8 protein-coding genes are annotated in these 16,635 nt (G+C 66.2%); 3 read left to right on the top strand and 5 right to left on the bottom strand.

Annotated elements, in window-relative coordinates:
* Window positions 1-22 precede the first annotated feature (22 nt).
* The 5 genes from K0F85_RS11200 to K0F85_RS11180 form a co-directional block, all read right to left on the bottom strand.
* Complete coding sequence (locus K0F85_RS11200; RefSeq protein ID WP_219116132.1) at window positions 23-1,246, bottom strand: TolC family protein; 1,224 nt, start codon at window positions 1,244-1,246, stop codon at window positions 23-25.
* A gap of 178 nt (window positions 1,247-1,424) precedes the next feature.
* Complete coding sequence (locus tag K0F85_RS28715) at window positions 1,425-8,510, bottom strand: hypothetical protein (protein WP_257572696.1); 7,086 nt, start codon at window positions 8,508-8,510, stop codon at window positions 1,425-1,427.
* Between the two features lie 755 nt (window positions 8,511-9,265).
* Window positions 9,266-10,267 carry a hypothetical protein gene (locus tag K0F85_RS11190; RefSeq protein WP_219116131.1) on the bottom strand — a complete coding sequence of 334 codons (1,002 nt, stop codon included), beginning with the start codon at window positions 10,265-10,267 and terminating at the stop codon, window positions 9,266-9,268.
* Complete coding sequence (locus tag K0F85_RS11185; RefSeq protein ID WP_219116130.1) at window positions 10,264-11,136, bottom strand: ABC transporter ATP-binding protein; 873 nt, start codon at window positions 11,134-11,136, stop codon at window positions 10,264-10,266. Before K0F85_RS11185 ends, K0F85_RS11190 begins: the two co-directional genes overlap by 4 nt.
* Entirely contained in the window at window positions 11,133-11,513 is a 381-nt protein-coding gene (locus K0F85_RS11180; protein WP_219116129.1) for a GntR family transcriptional regulator, read from the bottom strand. The genes K0F85_RS11185 and K0F85_RS11180 overlap by 4 nt, the downstream gene beginning before the upstream one ends.
* Window positions 11,514-12,092: 579 nt before the next feature.
* Here K0F85_RS11180 and uxaC point away from each other — a divergent pair.
* The 3 genes from uxaC to K0F85_RS11165 are packed head-to-tail and all read left to right on the top strand — an operon-like array spanning window position 12,093 to window position 16,544.
* Window positions 12,093-13,487, top strand: coding sequence for a glucuronate isomerase (uxaC, locus tag K0F85_RS11175; protein WP_219116128.1), 1,395 nt, complete (start codon window positions 12,093-12,095; stop codon window positions 13,485-13,487).
* Between the two features lie 19 nt (window positions 13,488-13,506).
* The gene (locus tag K0F85_RS11170; protein WP_219116127.1) at window positions 13,507-15,105 is read left to right on the top strand and encodes a UxaA family hydrolase; all 1,599 of its coding nucleotides are present in this window, start codon (window positions 13,507-13,509) and stop codon (window positions 15,103-15,105) included.
* Window positions 15,102-16,544 (top strand): tagaturonate reductase, encoded by a 1,443-nt coding sequence (locus tag K0F85_RS11165; RefSeq protein ID WP_219116126.1) that lies wholly within the window; start codon window positions 15,102-15,104, stop codon window positions 16,542-16,544. The genes K0F85_RS11170 and K0F85_RS11165 overlap by 4 nt, the downstream gene beginning before the upstream one ends.
* Window positions 16,545-16,635 lie beyond the last annotated feature (91 nt).

The following is a 16,635-nucleotide window of genomic DNA, read 5'->3' as shown; positions in this document are numbered from 1 at the left end:
TCCTGTTTGCATCATGTCGCTGTCAATTCGCGCGCGCCAGGCCAGCCGGCGCCGTGCGTCCGGCCAGGGTGCCCGTCTGCGCGGCCAGGCGCAGGCTGGCGGCAATCGCCTGCGCGCGCGTGTCTTCCAGTGAAAACTGCGCCTGGGTCGCTTCGCGCACGGCGTTGAGCACGTCGTTCCAGCTCTTGCGGCCGATCACGTACTGGCGCGCATACGATTCGAATACCTGCGTCGAGGTAGTGCTGGCCTCGCCCGCATTGCCCAGGCGCTGGCGGCTCGCTTCGGCTTCGTTCCAGTCCAGCGTGAAACGCTCGCGCACCTCGCGCTCGGCCGCATCGTGCGCGGCGCGCGCGCCTTCGCGCCGGGCCACGGCGGCGTCCACGCCAGCCTTGGCCGACAGGCCGGCGCCCGGCTGCGCCTGCAGCACCAGCATGGCGCGCGTGCGGTTGTCGGCATTGATGCCGCCCGTGGGCTTTTCCATGCGCAGTACCACCTTCGGCATGTAGGCCGAGCGCTGCAGGGTGATCTCGGAATCGGCTGCCTGCGCCTCGAAATCGAGGCGCTGCAGGGTGGGCGAGTAATCGATGGCCTGGCGCATGACCCGTTCCAGGCTGGCGTCGGGCAAGGGTTCGCCCACGCCGATGCCGGTGGCGCTGACGAGGCGCACCGGCTTGCCGGCCAGTTGCGACAGCTGCGCCAGCGCGTTTTCCAGCGCCTGGCGCGCATTCGACACATCGTTGGCCGCCTGGTAGGTGCGCGATTCTGCCAGGCGCTGGTCCGTCTGCGAACTGACCGACTGCACCACGCGGCGCTTGATCATGTCCAGCAGGCGCTGGTGCTCCAGCAAGCCTTCCCCGGCCGAGCGCACGCGGGCCGTCTGGCGCAGCGCCTCGGTGTAGGCGGCAATCACGCGCAGGGACAGGGCCAGGCGTTCTTCCTCGATGGCGGCGCCGGCCGCATCGACCCGGCTGCCGGCGGCATCGATGCCGGCGTCGATGCGCCCGCCGCTCCACAGCGGCTGCTCGATGCGCACCACGCCGCCCGTTTCCCGGGAACCTGTGGGGACTTCGGCCGAGAGGCTGGGGAAGCGTTGCCACTGCGCGCCATCGAGTTCGGCGCGCGCGGCCGCCTGCGCCGAACGCTTGCCCTGGACGGACGGATGGCTTTGCAGTGCCTGCTGCAAGACCTGGTCGAAGCTCCAGGCGGTGGCGCCCTGGGCGCCGGCGAAACAGGGGGCCGCTGCCATGGCCACGGCCGCCAGCAAGGCTGCGATGCATGGCAGTGAGGAGAATGCTGGGAAAGCGCGTAATCTCATCCCGTATTTTTCCGGCACTAGGCCTGACGCATTTCAAGGTGTGGCGGGAGCGCGCTGCTCTGCGCTCCCGCTGCCGTGCCTGGCGCAGTGCCTGGCGTGGGGGGCTGCTTCAGACGACGAAGTTGGCCGCCGTCAGTTGCGTGATGTTCACGCCACTCAGCAGCACCAGCGCCGTGTCGATGGCGTTGGCGTTGCTCAGGTCACTCGAGTGATACACGGTCACGGCGCCGCTGTTTTGCGCATCGGCGATGACGATGTAGCCCTGTCCCGACAAGACGCTGTTGTCGGCCGCGATGGCGCTGGCCGCCGCGCCGATCGACACGGACGTGCCGTCGAAGATGAACAGGTTGTCGGCGCCAAAGTCCGTGCCCAGGTTGACGCCCACGGCCACCGATGCCGTCAGGTCGGCGATGGCGGACATGTCGATCACATCGCCGCCGGCGGCAGGCAGTCCGGTGCTGAAGTCAGCCACCGTCAGCGGATTGTGCAGGGCGTTCTGGCTCAGCACGAACAGCTGGCTTGCATCGGTCAGGTCGGCCTGGGCCTGGGCTGCCGCTGCCGCCGCAGCATCGGCGTTCGCCGCCAGCGTCAGCGAATTTGCGTCCGTCAGGTCGGCCTGCGCCTGCGCTTGCAGGGCTGCCGCTGCGGCCGCATCGGCTGCCAGGTGCAGGGCGTTGGCGTCGGTCAGGTCGGCCGTCTGCGCCGCCGCCAGCGCCGCTGCCGCAGCCACATCGGCAGCCTGCGTGAGTGCCACGGCATCGGTCTGGTCGGCCAGCGCCTGCGCGGCGGCGGCGTTGGCAGCGTCCGCATTCGACACCGCAGCCAGGGCATTGGCGTCGGTTTGCGCGGCGAGGGCGTTCGCTTGCGCCAGGGCGATGTCGGCGGCCTGGGCATCGGCTTGCGCCTGGGCCGCTGCCGCGTCATCCGCATACGCCGCGTTCGCGTTGGCATGCGCCTGCGCGGCGGCTGCCGCCGCACTGGCAGCGGCGGCATCGTCGGCTTGCGCCGCCTGCAGGGCCAGCAGCGAAGCGGCTGCCTGCGCCTGCGCCAGCGGTGCTGCGGCATCGGCGGCATGGGCGGCCAGCGCCGCTGCCGCCGCATTGTTGGCGTTGACGGTGGCTGCTGCTGCTGCCGCATCGTCGGCCTGTGCCGCCTGCGTCTGTGCCAGCGAAATGGCAGCTTGTGCAGCCGCTGCCGCTGCCGCATCGTCGTCGTTCTGCGCTGCCGTGGCGGCCGCCAGCGCAGTGGCCGCCGTTGCCGCCGTGCTGGCGGCCAGGGCGTCGGCGGCGATGGCGGCCGCGTGGGCACCTGCGGCGGCAGCGGCATTCGCCGCTGCCAGGTCTGCGGCCGCATCGTCGGCTTGCGCCGCCTGCGCGGCGAGCAGCGCCGCTGCCGCTGCTGCGGCGCTCGCTGTTGCCGTGGCGTCAGCGGCTGCTGCCGCCGTTGCAGCCGCCTGCGCCAGCGCTGCTGCGGCTGCGGCGGCTGCGGCGGCCTGGTCGTCGGCGACGGCGTTGTCATGCGCTGCCTGGGCATTGGCGGCATTGGCCGCCGCCAGCGCGGCCGCCGCGTCATCGGCCTGTGCTGCCTGCGTGGCGGCCAGGGAAATGGCCGCTGCCGCCGCTGCCGCTGCGGCGGCCGCATCGGCGTCGTGCGCATTTTGCGCCGCCAACTGGGCCGCTGCCGCCGCTGCAGCGGTGGTGGCGACGTTGGCATCGGCGGCAAGGGCCGCGTCCAGTGCCAGTTGTGCATTCGCTGCTGCCGTGGCGGCAGCGGCCGCAGTGGCATCGTCGGCCTGGGCATTGAGGGTGGCGGCCAGGGAAATGGCCGCTTGCGCCGTTGCCGCTGCCGCAGCGGCATCGGCATTTTGCGCCGCGACCGCCGCCGCATGCGCCGACGCCGCATTCGCGGCAGCGGTGGCCGCCGCTGCATCATCGGCCTGGGCCGCCGCCAGCGCCGCATGGGCAGCGGCCGCATTGGCATTGGCCTGGGCCGCGTCATCGGCTGCTCCCTGGGCGGTGAGCAGGAGGTTCAGTTTCACGGTCTTGTCATTGTCGGCATTCGTCGCGTTGGTATCGGCCGTGACGGCGGCATTCAGGTTGGCGATGGCCGCAGTCAGCGCGGCATGGGCATTCAGGGCCGCCGTATCGGCCAGTTGTGCTGCCAGAGTGGCGGCGGCCGAGAGCGCGGCCGTGTGCGCGGCATTGGCGGCGGCATCGTCGGCGGCCAGTGCCGCGCTGGCGGCGGCGAGTGCGTTGTTGGCCGCCGTTGCGATCGCTGCCAGGCCGACATCGGCCAGCACGGCGGCGTCGGCAAGGACCTGGGCAGCTGCCGCAGCTGCCGCTGTGCTGGCGGCCGTGGCATCGTCTGCCAAGGCCGCATTGGTGGCAGCGAGCGAGGCGCTGGCAGCCAGTATTGCCGCGTTGAGTGTTGTCGTGGCGGTATTCAGGGCCGCTTGCGCGTTGCTCGCAACCGTCGCTGCAGTGGCGGCGGCGCTATCGTCGGCCAGTGCCTGGTTTAGTGCGGCCAGGGCGGCGGCCGCCGTGGCGGCAGTCGTGCCGACGGCTGCATCGGCAGCCTGGGCGGCCTGGGTGGCGGTCAGCGAGACCGCTGCCGTAAGGGCGGCGGCTGCGGCTGCGGCATCGTCGGCTTGTGCGTGCTGCGTGGCGGCGGCTGAAATGGCAGCCGTGGCGGCAGCTGCCGCAGCGGCCGTGTCGGCGGCGGTGGCGGCGGCTGCAGCGGCTGTTGCATTGGTGGCGTTCAGCACGGCCGCAGCGGCCGCCGCATCGTCGGCCAGCGCCGCATTGAGTGCGGCCAGCGCGTTGGCGGCGATGGCGGCGGTGCTGGCGGCGGCATTGTCTGCCAGTTGCGCCGCTTGCGCGGCCGCTTGCGAGGCATTGGCGACAGTGGCCGCCGTGGCTGCCGCCAGATCGTCGGCGATGGCAGCGGCGGTGGCGGCACTTGCCGTCACGGCGGTCGCGGCGGTGGCTGCCGCATTGGCATCGGCTTGCAAGGCCGCATTCAGGGCGGCCAGGGCAGACGCTGCCGTCGCTGCCGTCGTCGCGGCGGCGGCGTCGGCCGCCTGCGCCGCCTGGGCCGCTGCCAGCGAGGTGGCAGCCACGCCGGCTGCGGTGGCTGCGGCGGTATCGTCCAGCTGTGCTGCCGTCGCTGCCGCCTGGGAAGTCAGGGCCAGCGTGGCCGCAGCGGTGGCGGCATTGTCGGCGGCGATCGCATTGTTCAGGGCTGTCAAGGAGGCTGCCGCCGTGGCTGCCGTCGAGGCAGCTGCGGCATCATCGGCTTGCGCCGATTGAGCGGCGGCGAGCGACAAGGAGGCCGTGGTGGTGGCGACGGTGGCCGCCAGTGCCGCCACCAGGTCGAGCGGATGGGCTGCCGAATAGGCGGCCAGGGAGGCGGCATTCGCGGCATCGTTGTTGGCGACGGTGGTGAGGGCGGCGGCATCGGTCAAGGCTGCCTTGGTGGCCGCGACGGTGGCGGCCGTGACGTCGAGCGTATGCTGGGTACCCAGCAGGACGGCGTCGGTGAGGCCGGCGACGGCGGCGGCGGCTGTGGCGGCCGTGGCATTGACGCTTGCCACCAGCCCCAGGGCGACGGCGTCCGTCAGGTTGGCTGTAGTTTGCGCGGCGGCGGCAGCGGCCGCGTCGACGGTGGCCGTCAGCCCCAGGGCGACGGCATCGGTAAGCGCAGCGGTGGCGGCGGCCGTGTTGGCAGCGGCAGTGGCGGCGGCCGAGACGGTGCCCAGGGCGACGGCATCGGTCAGGTTGGCAGTGGCGGCAGCGGCACTGGCGGCAGCGTTGGCGGCCGTCGATACCAGGCCCAATGCCACGGCATCGGTGAGGTTGGCCGTCGTTTGCGCCGTGGCGGCCAGCGCCGCATCGGCTGTGGCGACCAGGCCCAAGGCCGTGGCGTCGGTCAGCGCGGCGGTGGCGGCAGCCGTATTGGCGGCAGTGGTGGCGGCCGCCGAGACGCTGCCCAGTGCGACGGCGTCGGTCAGGTTGGCAACATTCGTCGCCGTATTAGCAGCGGCGGCGGCGGCCGTGGCGACCAGGCCCAGGGCGGCGGCGTCCGTCAGGTTGGCCGTCGCCTGCAAGGCGGCAGCGGCGGTTGCCTCGGCCGTGGAAATGAGTCCCAGCGCCGTGGCATCCGTCAGCGCTGCCAGGCTGGCGGCGGAGGCGGCGGCCAGGCCATCGGCGGTGGAAATGAGGCTCAGCGCGATGGCGTCGGTCTGGCCGGCCGTCGTCACGGCGGCTGCTGCGGCCGCATCGGCGGCGGATGACACCAGGCCGAGGGCCACGGCGTCGGTTTGGTTGGCAATAAATTGTGCCGTGGCCAGCGCGTTTTGTGCCAGCGTATTGGCGGCCGTCAACGAGGTCACAGCAGTCTGCGCGGCAACTTCAGCGGCGGCGTCCGCTGTGGAAATCACGCCCAGCGCACCGGCATCGGTCAGCGCGGCCTGAGCGGCCGCAGTCGTGGCGGCGGCCTGTGCGGCGGCAGCTGCGCTGACGGCCGAGATATCGATTCCGCCCAGCAGGGCGGCCGTTTCCGCCGTCGAGACAGCAGCCGCGGCGGCGGCGATGAGCGCTCCGGCATCGGTCAGCTCGGCGGTGGCTTGCAAGCCGGCCGCCGTCAGCGCATCGGCGGTGGAGATGCCGGCAAGGAGGGTGGCATCCGTCAGGCCGGCAGTGATATCGGCATTGTCGGCATCGAGCTGCAGGGCATTGACGGTGGCCGTCAGGTCGATGACGCTGGTCTGGCCGGCTGTGACGTTGGCGGCCAGGGCGGCGAGGTTGGCAAGATTGAAGGCATTCAGGGCGACATTGACGTCCAGCAGGCTCGCTTGCGCATTGGCGGCGGCCGCATCGGCATCGGCCTGGTCGGCCGCTTGCTGCAAGGCGACGACATCTGTCTGGTCGGCCACTGTTTGCGCATGGGCCGCATCGCTGGCGGCGGCCGCGTCGGCTGCGGCAAGGGCCGCCGCGTCCGTCAGGTTGGCGGTGTTTTGCGCCGCCAGCGCGGCGGCCGCGTCGCTGTCGGAAATCACTTGCAGGGCGGCGGCGTCCGTCAATGCAGCTTGCGTGGCGGCAGCGGCGGCCGTGCTGGCGGCCGCATCGGCGCTAATTTGCAGGGCGGCCGCATCGCTCAGGCTGGCGGTGACGACGGCATTGGCGGCCATCGTGGCGGCAAGGGCTGCAGCGGCGTCGAGCGCGGCGGCATCGCTACTGGCGGCCAATGCGGCGGCCGCCGCAGCGGCAGCGTCTGCGTTGGAAATCAGGGCCAGCGCAGCCGCGTCGGTCAAGCCGGCCTGGAATTGCGCGGCGTCCGCTGCCGCTGTGGCGGCGTCGGCGATCAGGCCCAGGGTAGGCGCATCCGTCATGTTGGCCTGGGTCTGCGCGTTTGCCGCGGCCGTGGCGGCGGCGTTGGCAGCTGCCTGCAGGGCGACAGCATCGGTGGCGTTGGCGATCGAGGCATCCCAGGCGGCGACGCCGGCAGCGGCATCCGCAGCCATGGTCAGCGTCACGGCGTCGGTCAGTCCTGCTTGCGTGCTGGCGGCGGTGGCGGCATTCGCGGCAGCGGTGGCGGCGATGCCGAGTGCTGTGGCATCGGTGGCATTGGCCGCTGTCGCCGCATTTGCTGCCGCAGTGGCGGCGGCGTTCGAGGCGGCGGCCAGGGCGGCAGCATCGGTGGCGGCGGCCACGCTGGCGACTGCAGCGGCGTTGGCGGCATCGGCGTCTGAAATGAGGGCCAGTGCGGCGGCGTCGGTCAGGCTGGCCTGTATGCCTGCCGTAACGGCGGCATTGGCGGCGGCAGTTGCCGCCAGGTCCAGCGCGGTGGCGTCCGTGGCATCGGCCAGCGCGGTGGCGGCAGCGGCAGCGGCGGCATCATTGGCCGAGACGACAGCCAGCGCCGCCGCATCGGTCAGCCCTGCCTGGGTGTTGGCTGCAGTGGCGACGACGTCGGCTGCATCGGCGATGGCTTGCAGTGCGGGGGCGTTGGTCTGGTCCGCTTGCGTTTGTGCCGCATCGGCGGCGGCGTGCGCGGCGGCGGCGTTGGCAGCGGCCGTGACGGCAGCCGCATCGTCATTTTGTGCCGACGTGCTGGCCGCTTGCGACGCTGCGGCGGCTGCCGCCGCAGTGGCTGCCGCGTTGTCGTCGTTCGTGGCGGCGCCAGCAGCGGCCTGCGCGCCCGGCACGGCGGCGGCCGTGCTGGCCGCCAGCGCATCATCGCTGCTGGCGCTATTGGCGGCGAGCAAGGCTGCTGCAGCAGCGGCGGCGGCTTGCGCTGCCAGCTGGTCGGCGAGGATGGCCGCATTCGCCGCTGCCAGCGAAGCTGCTGCCGTGGCCGCTGCTGTTGCTGCCGCTGCATCATCGGCCAGGGCATTGTTGGCGGCGGCGACGGCGGCGGCGGCGGCCAGCACCGCTGCGTCGGTCACGATGGTGGTGGTGGACTGATTCCCCGTGCCACCCTGTCCGCCAGTCGAGCCCCCCGTACCTCCTGTGCCCCCCGTCCCTCCCGTCCCCGTGCCACCTGTGCCGCCCGTGCCCGTACCGCCCGTGCCCGTTCCTCCCGTTCCCGTGCCGCCAGTGCCCGTGCCGCCCGTCCCCGTGCCACCAGTGCCACCCGTGCCGGCACCACCGGCCGCTGCACCGCCTCCGCCGCCACCTCCCGCTGCGGCGGCAACCAGGCCAAGGCCGCCGAGTGCGCCCAGCACGCCCAGTCCACCCAAACCACCCGTAGCGCCAACGCCAGCACCGGCACCAGCCGACGCCCCGGCAACATCCACGACACTGCCGCTGGGGATGCCTGCTGCGCCCGCGCCAGTGCCCGCCGCACCTGCGGCGCCACCGTTGTTATCGCTTTGCGGCGTGCCGAGGTCGGTGCCGCCGGACTGGCCTGCAGCGGCGCCACCGCCACCCGCTGCCAAGGCGGCGGCGGCAGCGGCGGCAGCAGCCGCCGCGCCCAGGGCGCCGGCATCGCCGCTCTCGGCGCTTCCCGTGACTTCGACGACATTTTCAGGCGGCATGGTCGCACTGGCATCGGTCCCTTTTATCAGTTCATCGTCGTCATACTGCTTGCGCTCGCCGGTTCTTGGATTGACGGCTTTTTTTGCGGGCGTCGCGAGCCTGGTGCCAGCGCCTTCGGCATTGACGGGAACTTGTGCTGGATTCTGGGTGGTGGCCATTTGAAAGTCTCCGGAAGTGGTTAGGTGTCTATTTTCTAAGAGCTTAAAAAATTAATAATATAATTCGTTTCCTTGCATGCTCCGGCGTGGCTTGGGCCGTGGTCGAATCTGAGTGTTTCCGATGTTGATGCTGGCAAGTAAAACATAATTGGAGGAAAAGCGCTGATGTAAAAAAATGCTCCTTCAGTAATATTAAAAATATTATTTTTGTATTTATTTTACTTGCCGTCGTCCTCCTGTTTTTCCTTGCGTCGAGCACTGCCTTGTCAGGCGACACGCGCTGGCAGGAAGCGGTATTTGCACGTCGCATGTACTGCCTTGCACTCTGATGATAGTTTCTATTTTGAAACTATCAATTTCTTTTTGATCATTTTTCATGCATTTATTCTGTCAAGCTTTGCTCAAGGGAATAATCACGAATTGTCACGAAATCGGTATTTTTTCTTGAATCTTCTTTCGCGCCTCAGTATTCCTGCGCCTTTTATCCAAAAAACCATCTTGCTATCGAATTGCTAGTTGTTGCTTTTTGCATGATGATTATCAAAATTGATTGAAAATAAAATACGATAAAAATAACTATTTACAATTTTCATATCGAATGAATGCTATCAATTGCATAGTCTTTATGTGGTGAAAATTTTTTAGTTAATAACTATCTGTAAAGTAGTTATTATTTGAGGAGGTAGTGAGCGGGGTAGAAATGAAAATCGCCCCGACGGGCGGGGCGATTTTCATGGGGCAGTGATATGGCGCTGTCAGCCTTCCTCGCGCCAGCGGCGCAGGCGGATGGCGGCGTAAATCAGCGCCGCGCCTGCCGCCGCACCCAGCCAGACGGCTGGCAAGGCCAGGCTGGACCAGGAATTGCTGAACACATCGATGCGTGCCATGTGCGATCCTCCCTCTGCCAGCGCGTGCATTTGCGGCAGCAGTCCCGGTTCGAACAGATACCAGCTGCCGGGGAGGGTGCCCAGCAGTGCGCGTCCGATGACATTCATCTGTATCCAGCTGACATCGTTTTCCGTCTGCGTCAGCTTGCCTGCCCAGACCGTCAGGATGAGCAGCAGCAGTGGCACGCCGACGGCCCACAGGAAGACTTTCGACTTGGCCCAGCTCGATACCATCAACAGCCAGCCGACCGTCGGCAAGGCCCACAGGCAATACACGGGCAGCAAGCCGAACACGCGCAGCGGTCCCAGGTACAGACCCGGAGAAGCGAGCAGTTCGGTAAACACGTGGATGCCATTGGCCGCCAGCACGCCGCTCAGGATCAGGATCAGGGCCAGCGACGTCAGGCTGGCGGCGGCGGCGACGAGCAGCGGCGCGACCAGCAGGGCGATGGCCGCTTTCGACAGCACCGTCTGCGCATCCGAGATGGGCAGCGATTTCCAGAATAGTACGCTGCGGTCGCGGCGGTCGTCATGCAGGGCGCTCAGGCAGTAGAAAAACACCAGGAAGCCCAGTGCCAGGAACAGCGGCGCAGCCGTGTAGGTATAGTTGTTGGCCACGGCGTCGATGATTTCCGTGCGGCGCGGGCCGAAGGTGCGGGTATTGAAAATGGCGCTCCAGGAAATTTCCTCGCCATTGACGATGAGTGCCGTGTGCATCTTGGTCTTGGCGACGGTCGCGGCCGCCATCAGGGCGCCCAGCACCGTCATGACGACGCCGATCAGGGCCGGTGTCCACACCAGCATGCCCTTGTGTTCCCACAATTCACGCCGTATTAGCCATTGCATCTTGTTTGCAGGGGAAATACTCATTGGTACGATCCTTTCATGGTCGCGACAAACAGGTCAGCCAGGCTGGGCGTGCGGACTTCTCCCAAGGCGGCCAGTTGAGTGCGGGCGACGCCATCGAACAGCATCACCGACTTGCCGAACACGCTGCGTTCGCTGATCGGCTGCAGGGCGCGCGCCGGATTGACGTGCTGCGGGCCCACCATCACTTCGATGTAGCGCTCGCCCACCTCTTCCATGCTCGACGCCAGCACGATCTGGCCGTCGCGAATGAACATCAGGTCGCTGAGGATGTGTTCCACTTCCTCGATCTGGTGCGTGGTGATGACGATGGTTTTGTTTTCATCGAAATAGTCTTCCAGCAGATTCTGGTAGAACTGCTTGCGGTACAGGATATCCAGGCCAAGCGTCGGTTCGTCGAGCACCAGCAGTTTGGCGTCGATGGCCATCACCAGCGCCAGGTGCAGCTGCACCACCATGCCCTTCGACATGGCTTTGACCTTCATTTTCGGCGACAGCTTGGTGTGGGCCAGGTAGCGTTCGGCCTTGCTGCGGTCGAAACGCGGATGCACACCGGCAACGAAATCGATGGCGTCGGCCACGCGCAGCCAGCCCGGCAGGATGGCCACGTCGGCGATGAAACACACGTCTTCCATCAACGCGTCGCGTTGCACGCGCGGATCACGCCCCAGCACCGACAAGTCGCCATCGAAGCCCGTCAGGCCCAGGATGGCTTTCAGGGTGGTGGTCTTGCCGGAACCGTTAGGCCCGATCAAGCCGACGATGCGCCCTGGCGCGATATCGAAGCTGATGCTGTCGATGGCCACCTGCTTGCCATACTGTTTGCGCAGGCCGCGTGCGCTGATGACGCTGTCCTTGTTCAATGCATTCATGCGTTCTCTCCGTGCGCGCCATTGTCGCGGCTCGCTTGCAACAGTTGATCGAGGTCGAGGCCCAGGCGGGTGATATGTTCCAGCAAGGCCGGCCACTCTTCGCGCAGGAAGCGCTCGCGTTCACTGGCCAGCAATTTGTCGCGGGCGCCTTCCAAGACATACATACCGAGTCCTCTGCGTTTTTCCACCAGGGCATCGTCGACCAGTTCCTGATAGGCGCGCGAGACCGTGATGGGATTCAATTGATAATCGGCCGCCACCTGGCGCACCGAAGGCAAGGCGTCGCCCGATTGCAGCACGCCATCGAGCATCATGCCCACCACCCTGGCCTTGAGCTGGCGGTAGATGGGGCTATTGTCGTTCCACTCCGCGCTCATGGGATGCGCTCCGAAAAGGGCGGGGCGGTGCAGCGCGTGAAAAATGCTGTAGGCATGGAAGCTCCGTGATGTATTGAGTTGGTGTTGTAGTTAACTATAACAGTGAAAAAATAGATGTCAACCTTGTGCTGGTTTTCTATCCATACGTATTCCGATCAAAAATAGTGGAGACCGCCTCCATGACGGAATCGGCGTCCCGGATGCGCAGCGTTACCCAAGTTCCAGGCCAGTGCCTGATTGCGGGAAACCACCTTGATCGCGGGCAGCGAAATCGCACCCATCCCATCCACGCTCTTTCGGCGCGCTGAATGGCCGGGGCGAAAGCACGGCAGGGCCCACGCTGAGGTTTTCCTGAGCAGCACTGAAGGCTGAACTTCGCCCGATGCCAGGCCATCACCGGCACGCCACGAGACATCCGCCTGTTGTTTCCCTATTGCTCATTTCACCGCTAGTCGATTTTTTGCTTGCGCCTTCTGATATATTACATTTAATATTCTGATATATCAGAGTGCGCCAATTTGGTGCCACCACAAAACACAGTGCGACGGCCAAGTCGCGCACAGCTAGGAGATGGTTACGATGACCGAGTTCATGAATCAGGATTTTCTTCTCACTACCGATACGGCGCGCAAGCTGTATCACGAGGTCGCCGCCGACCTGCCCATCATTGATTACCACTCGCACTTGCAGCAGGGCGAGATCGCCAGCCGCAAGACTTTCCGTAATATCGCCGAGCTGTGGCTGGCGGGCGACCATTACAAATGGCGTCTGATGCGTACGGCAGGCGTGGCCGAGGAATTCATTACGGGCGAGCGCTCGGACCAGGAAAAATTCCGCGCCTTCTGCAAGGTGCTGCCATTGGCGATCGGCAATCCGATCCACCACTGGAGCCATTTGGAACTGCGCCGCATCTTCAATATCGATCTCATCATCAACGAGGCGAATGCCGATGCGATCTGGGAACAGGCCAATGCCATGCTGGCGACGATGGACACCTGGTCCCTGCTGGAACAGGCGGGCGTTGAGATTGCCTGCACCACCGATGATCCTGCCGATGACCTGCTGCAGCACGCAGAAATCGCCGCCTCCGGCCTGAAAACGCGCGTACTGCCAGCCTACCGTCCCGACAAGGCCATGCGCATCAACCAGCCGCGTTTCCCTGACTACCTCAAACGCCTGGGTGACGTGTCGTCCGTGCCCGTCACTTCATTTGCTTCGCTGATCGCCGCGCTGGCCGTGCGCGTGGAATTCTTCCATGCCCGTGGTGCGCGCATTTCGGATCATGCCGTCGATGTGACCTTGCCCGCGCAGGCGGCCAGCGCCGATGAGCTCGAAGCCCTGTTTGCCAAGCGCCTGCAAGGCACTTTGCTCAACGAAGCGGAAAACGGCCTGTACCTGCGCGGTCTGCTCGAGGCGATCGGCCGCGTATATGCAAACTACGGCTGGACCATGTGCCTGCACATCGGCGCGCAGCGCAACAACAATGACCGCATGCGCGACTTGCTGGGGCCGGACACAGGCTACGACTCGATCTCCGACATGGGTTGCAGTGCTGGCCTGGCCTCGCTGCTCAACGCGCTGGACCTGGATGACCGCCTGCCCAAGACCATGCTGTTCTGCCTGAACCCGAACATGAATGAAGTGCTGTCGACCATGGTTGGAAATTTCCAGGATGGCAGCGTGGCCGGCAAGCTGCAGTTCGGCCCGGCGTGGTGGTTCAACGACCACAAGGAAGGCAATCTGCAGCAATTGGTCGGCTTCGGCAATCACAGTGTGCTGGGCGTGTTCGTCGGCATGGTGACCGATTCGCGCAGCTTTGCTTCCTATCCGCGCCACGACTATTTCCGCCGCCTGGTATGCCGCCAGATCGGCGAGTGGGTGCACGGCGGCGAGTATCCGAACGATTTCGAGGCACTGGCCACCATCGTGCGCGGCATCTGCTACGAAAACGCCCAGAAGTATTTCCAACTCTAAGCCGTCGCCAGGAACTGTCATGCAAAAAGTGTTGTGCATCCATCCCGACGACGACATGCTGGTCGCCTTGTCCGACCTGGCCGCCGGTGAAGTGGTGAACTGGGAGGGCGAGTCCATCCTTATCAGCAGTGCCGTCAAAACCAAGCACAAGCTGGCCCGCCGCGCGTTCGCGGCCGGCGACATCCTGCGCCTGTACGGCGTACCGGTTGGCAAGGCCACGGTGGATATCCGCCGCGGCGAAGCCGTCACCACGGAAAATCTGCACCATTACGCGGCCGAAGTTGAGCTGGAACCGCAGGCGCCGTACACCTGGACGCCGCCCGACGTGGCGCGTCTCGAAGGCGCCACCTTTCCCGGCGTGGTACGCGCCGACGGCAGGGTGGGCACGGCCAATTACTGGCTGATCTTCCCCCTGGTCTTCTGTGAAAACCGCAACGTCGAACATCTGCGCAATGCGCTCGAAGCACCGCTCGGCTACACGCGCAACGACCTGGCGTCGTTCACCTTGTCCTTGCTGGGCGAGGATATGGAGGCGCCCAAGCCCGTCGTGCGCCCCTTCCCGAACCTGGACGGCGTGCGCATCATCACGCACAACGGCGGTTGCGGCGGTACGCGTGCCGATGCGCGCTCGCTGTGCAAAATATTATCGGCCTACGCCGACCATCCTAACGTGGCGGGCATTACGGTCTTCAGCCTGGGCTGCCAGAACGCGCAGATCGCCATGTTCCAGGAGGCGCTGGCGAAACAGAACCCGCATTTCGACAAGCCTTGCCTGATCTACGAGCAGCAGAAGTGGGATAGCGAAGACGCCATGATGAAGGCCGTGCTGACCGACACGCTGGCGCAACTGAAGGAAGCGAACAAGGTGCGGCGCCAGCCGGTGCCGCTGGCGCACCTGAAAATCGGCGTCAAGTGCGGCGGCTCGGACGGCTTTTCCGGCATCTCCGCCAACCCGGCCATGGGCCTGGTGTCGGACATGGTGGTGGCCGTGGGCGGTTCGTCCATCCTGGCCGAATTCCCTGAACTGTGCGGCGTCGAGGCCAACCTCATCGAGCGCTGTGAAAACGACGACGACAAGCGCCGCTTCCTCGGTCTGATGCGCGACTTTGAAGCGCGCGCCGAAGCCGTGGGCACGCATTTTGCCGACAACCCCAGCCCCGGTAACATCCGCGATGGCTTGATCACGGACGCGATGAAATCGGCCGGCGCGGCGAAGAAGGGCGGCACCTCGCCCATCGTTTCCGTGCTCGATTACGGCGAACAGAGTCCGAAACCGGGCCTGTCCCTGCTGTGCACCCCGGGCGGCGATGTCGAATCGGTGACGGGCATCGTGGCCTCGGGCGCCAATGTGGTGCTGTTTTCCACCGGACTCGGCACGCCGACGGGCAACCCGATCGTGCCGGTGCTGAAAATATCCAGCAACACGTGGGTGGCCAAAAAGCTGGCCGACCTGATCGACTACGACTGCGGCCCCGTGATCGAAGGCCAGCCCTTGCCGGACGTGGCCAACGGCCTGTTCGACCTGGTGGTGGCGACTGCCGGCGGCCAGTACCAGGCCAAGGCCGACCGCCTGCAGCAATACGACTTCATTTTCTGGAAACGCGACATTTCATTGTGAACCACATCCCCTTGCAAGCATTGCGCCGCAGTGCACCGTTCAACTTGCCGATCAAGTTCCTGCAGTTCGGCCAGGGCAATTTCATGCGCGGCTTTTTTGACTGGCAGATCGACCTGCTCAACGAACGCAGCGGCCTCGATGCCGGCGTGGTCGTGGTGCGTCCGCGCGGTGGCAGCGGCTCGCCCCTGCTCGACGTGCAGGACGGCTTGTTTACCACCGTGGTGCGCGGCCTCGATGCAACGGGCCAGGCGGTCAGCACCTGCCGCACCATCGACTGCGTGCAGCGCGAGATCAATCCGGCCACGATGTATGCCGACTACCTGGCGCTGGCCAGCCTGCCCGCGCTGCGCTTTATCGTCTCCAACACCACCGAAGCGGGCATCGCCACCAATGACAGCGACGCCTTCGACGATGCACCGCCTTCGAGCTTCCCCGCCAAGCTGGCGCGCCTGCTGTTCGACCGGTATGCGTACTTCGAGGGCGAGCGCGCAAAAGGCGTGGTACTGCTGCCCTGCGAATTGATCGAAGACAATGGCCCGGCCTTGAAGGCTGCCGTGCTGCACTTCGCCCGCCTGTGGCAGCTCGATGCCGGCTTTGCCGCCTGGATCGAGTCGGCCTGCGTGTTTTGTTCGACCCTGGTCGACCGCATCGTCACCGGCTATCCGCAGGACGCAGCTGCTATCGAGGCAGAACTCGGTTATTGCGACCAGTTCATGGTGGCGGCCGAATACTACTATCTGTTCGTCATCGAAGGCCCGGCCTGGCTGGCCGATGAATTGAAGCTGGCTGGCGCGGACCTGAATATCCGGCTGGTCGACGATATTTCGCCGTATAAGAAACGCAAGGTCGGCATCCTGAACGGCGGCCATACGGCGCTGGTGCCGGTGGCCTTGCTGGCGGGGCTCGACACGGTCGGTGCTGCCGTCAGCGACGGGCAAGTCGGCGCCTGGCTGGCCGACACCCTGGCGCAGGAAATCATCCCTGCGCTGCCGCTGCCGCAGGACGAGCTGCAGCAGTTCGCCCGCGACGTGCTGTTGCGCTTCCGCAATCCCTACATCGAGCACCGCCTCTCCGCGATCGCCTTGAATAGCTGGAGCAAGTTTGCCGCGCGCATCGCGCCGCAACTGCTGCGCTACGTGGAAGTGCAGGGCAAGTTGCCGCAACGCCTGGTGCTGGCCCTGGCCGCCACCATGCGTTTGTATCGCGGCGACGTGATCGCACTGTCGGACGACGCGGCCAGCCTGGCCTGGTTTGAAGCGGCCTGGCTGGACGTCGACAGCGGCACGCAAAGCCTGGCGCAACTGGTGCAGGGCTGGCTGGCCAACGGCAAGGTATGGGGCCGCGACTTGAATGCGGTGCCAGGCCTGGCGCCAGCCGTGACGGCGGCGCTGGCGCGCATCACGGCCGATGGCATGCGCGGCGCCCTGCAGGCGACGTAAAGATTGAGCAGTAGGGCAAGACCAGCAATACCGGCAGCACCCATAAAAACCGAGGTCGAAGGCACTTCCCCAGGAAGGCTGAACGGCCCAA

The organism is Janthinobacterium sp. UMAB-56 (genome assembly GCF_900095265.1).
Lineage (GTDB): Bacteria > Pseudomonadota > Gammaproteobacteria > Burkholderiales > Burkholderiaceae_D > Janthinobacterium.
The sequence above is the reverse complement of the archived record's forward strand: the minus strand, read 5'-3'. Positions and strand labels throughout refer to the sequence as shown.

Coding starts and splice junctions, on each gene's coding strand:
- K0F85_RS11200 (WP_219116132.1), bottom strand. CDS start 1,246: ATGGCAGCGGCCCCCTGTTTCGCCGGCGCCCAGGGCGCCACCGCCTGG.
- K0F85_RS28715 (WP_257572696.1), bottom strand. CDS start 8,510: ATGGCCACCACCCAGAATCCAGCACAAGTTCCCGTCAATGCCGAAGGC.
- K0F85_RS11190 (WP_219116131.1), bottom strand. CDS start 10,267: ATGAGTATTTCCCCTGCAAACAAGATGCAATGGCTAATACGGCGTGAA.
- K0F85_RS11185 (WP_219116130.1), bottom strand. CDS start 11,136: ATGAATGCATTGAACAAGGACAGCGTCATCAGCGCACGCGGCCTGCGC.
- K0F85_RS11180 (WP_219116129.1), bottom strand. CDS start 11,513: ATGAGCGCGGAGTGGAACGACAATAGCCCCATCTACCGCCAGCTCAAG.
- uxaC (WP_219116128.1), top strand. CDS start 12,093: ATGACCGAGTTCATGAATCAGGATTTTCTTCTCACTACCGATACGGCG.
- K0F85_RS11170 (WP_219116127.1), top strand. CDS start 13,507: ATGCAAAAAGTGTTGTGCATCCATCCCGACGACGACATGCTGGTCGCC.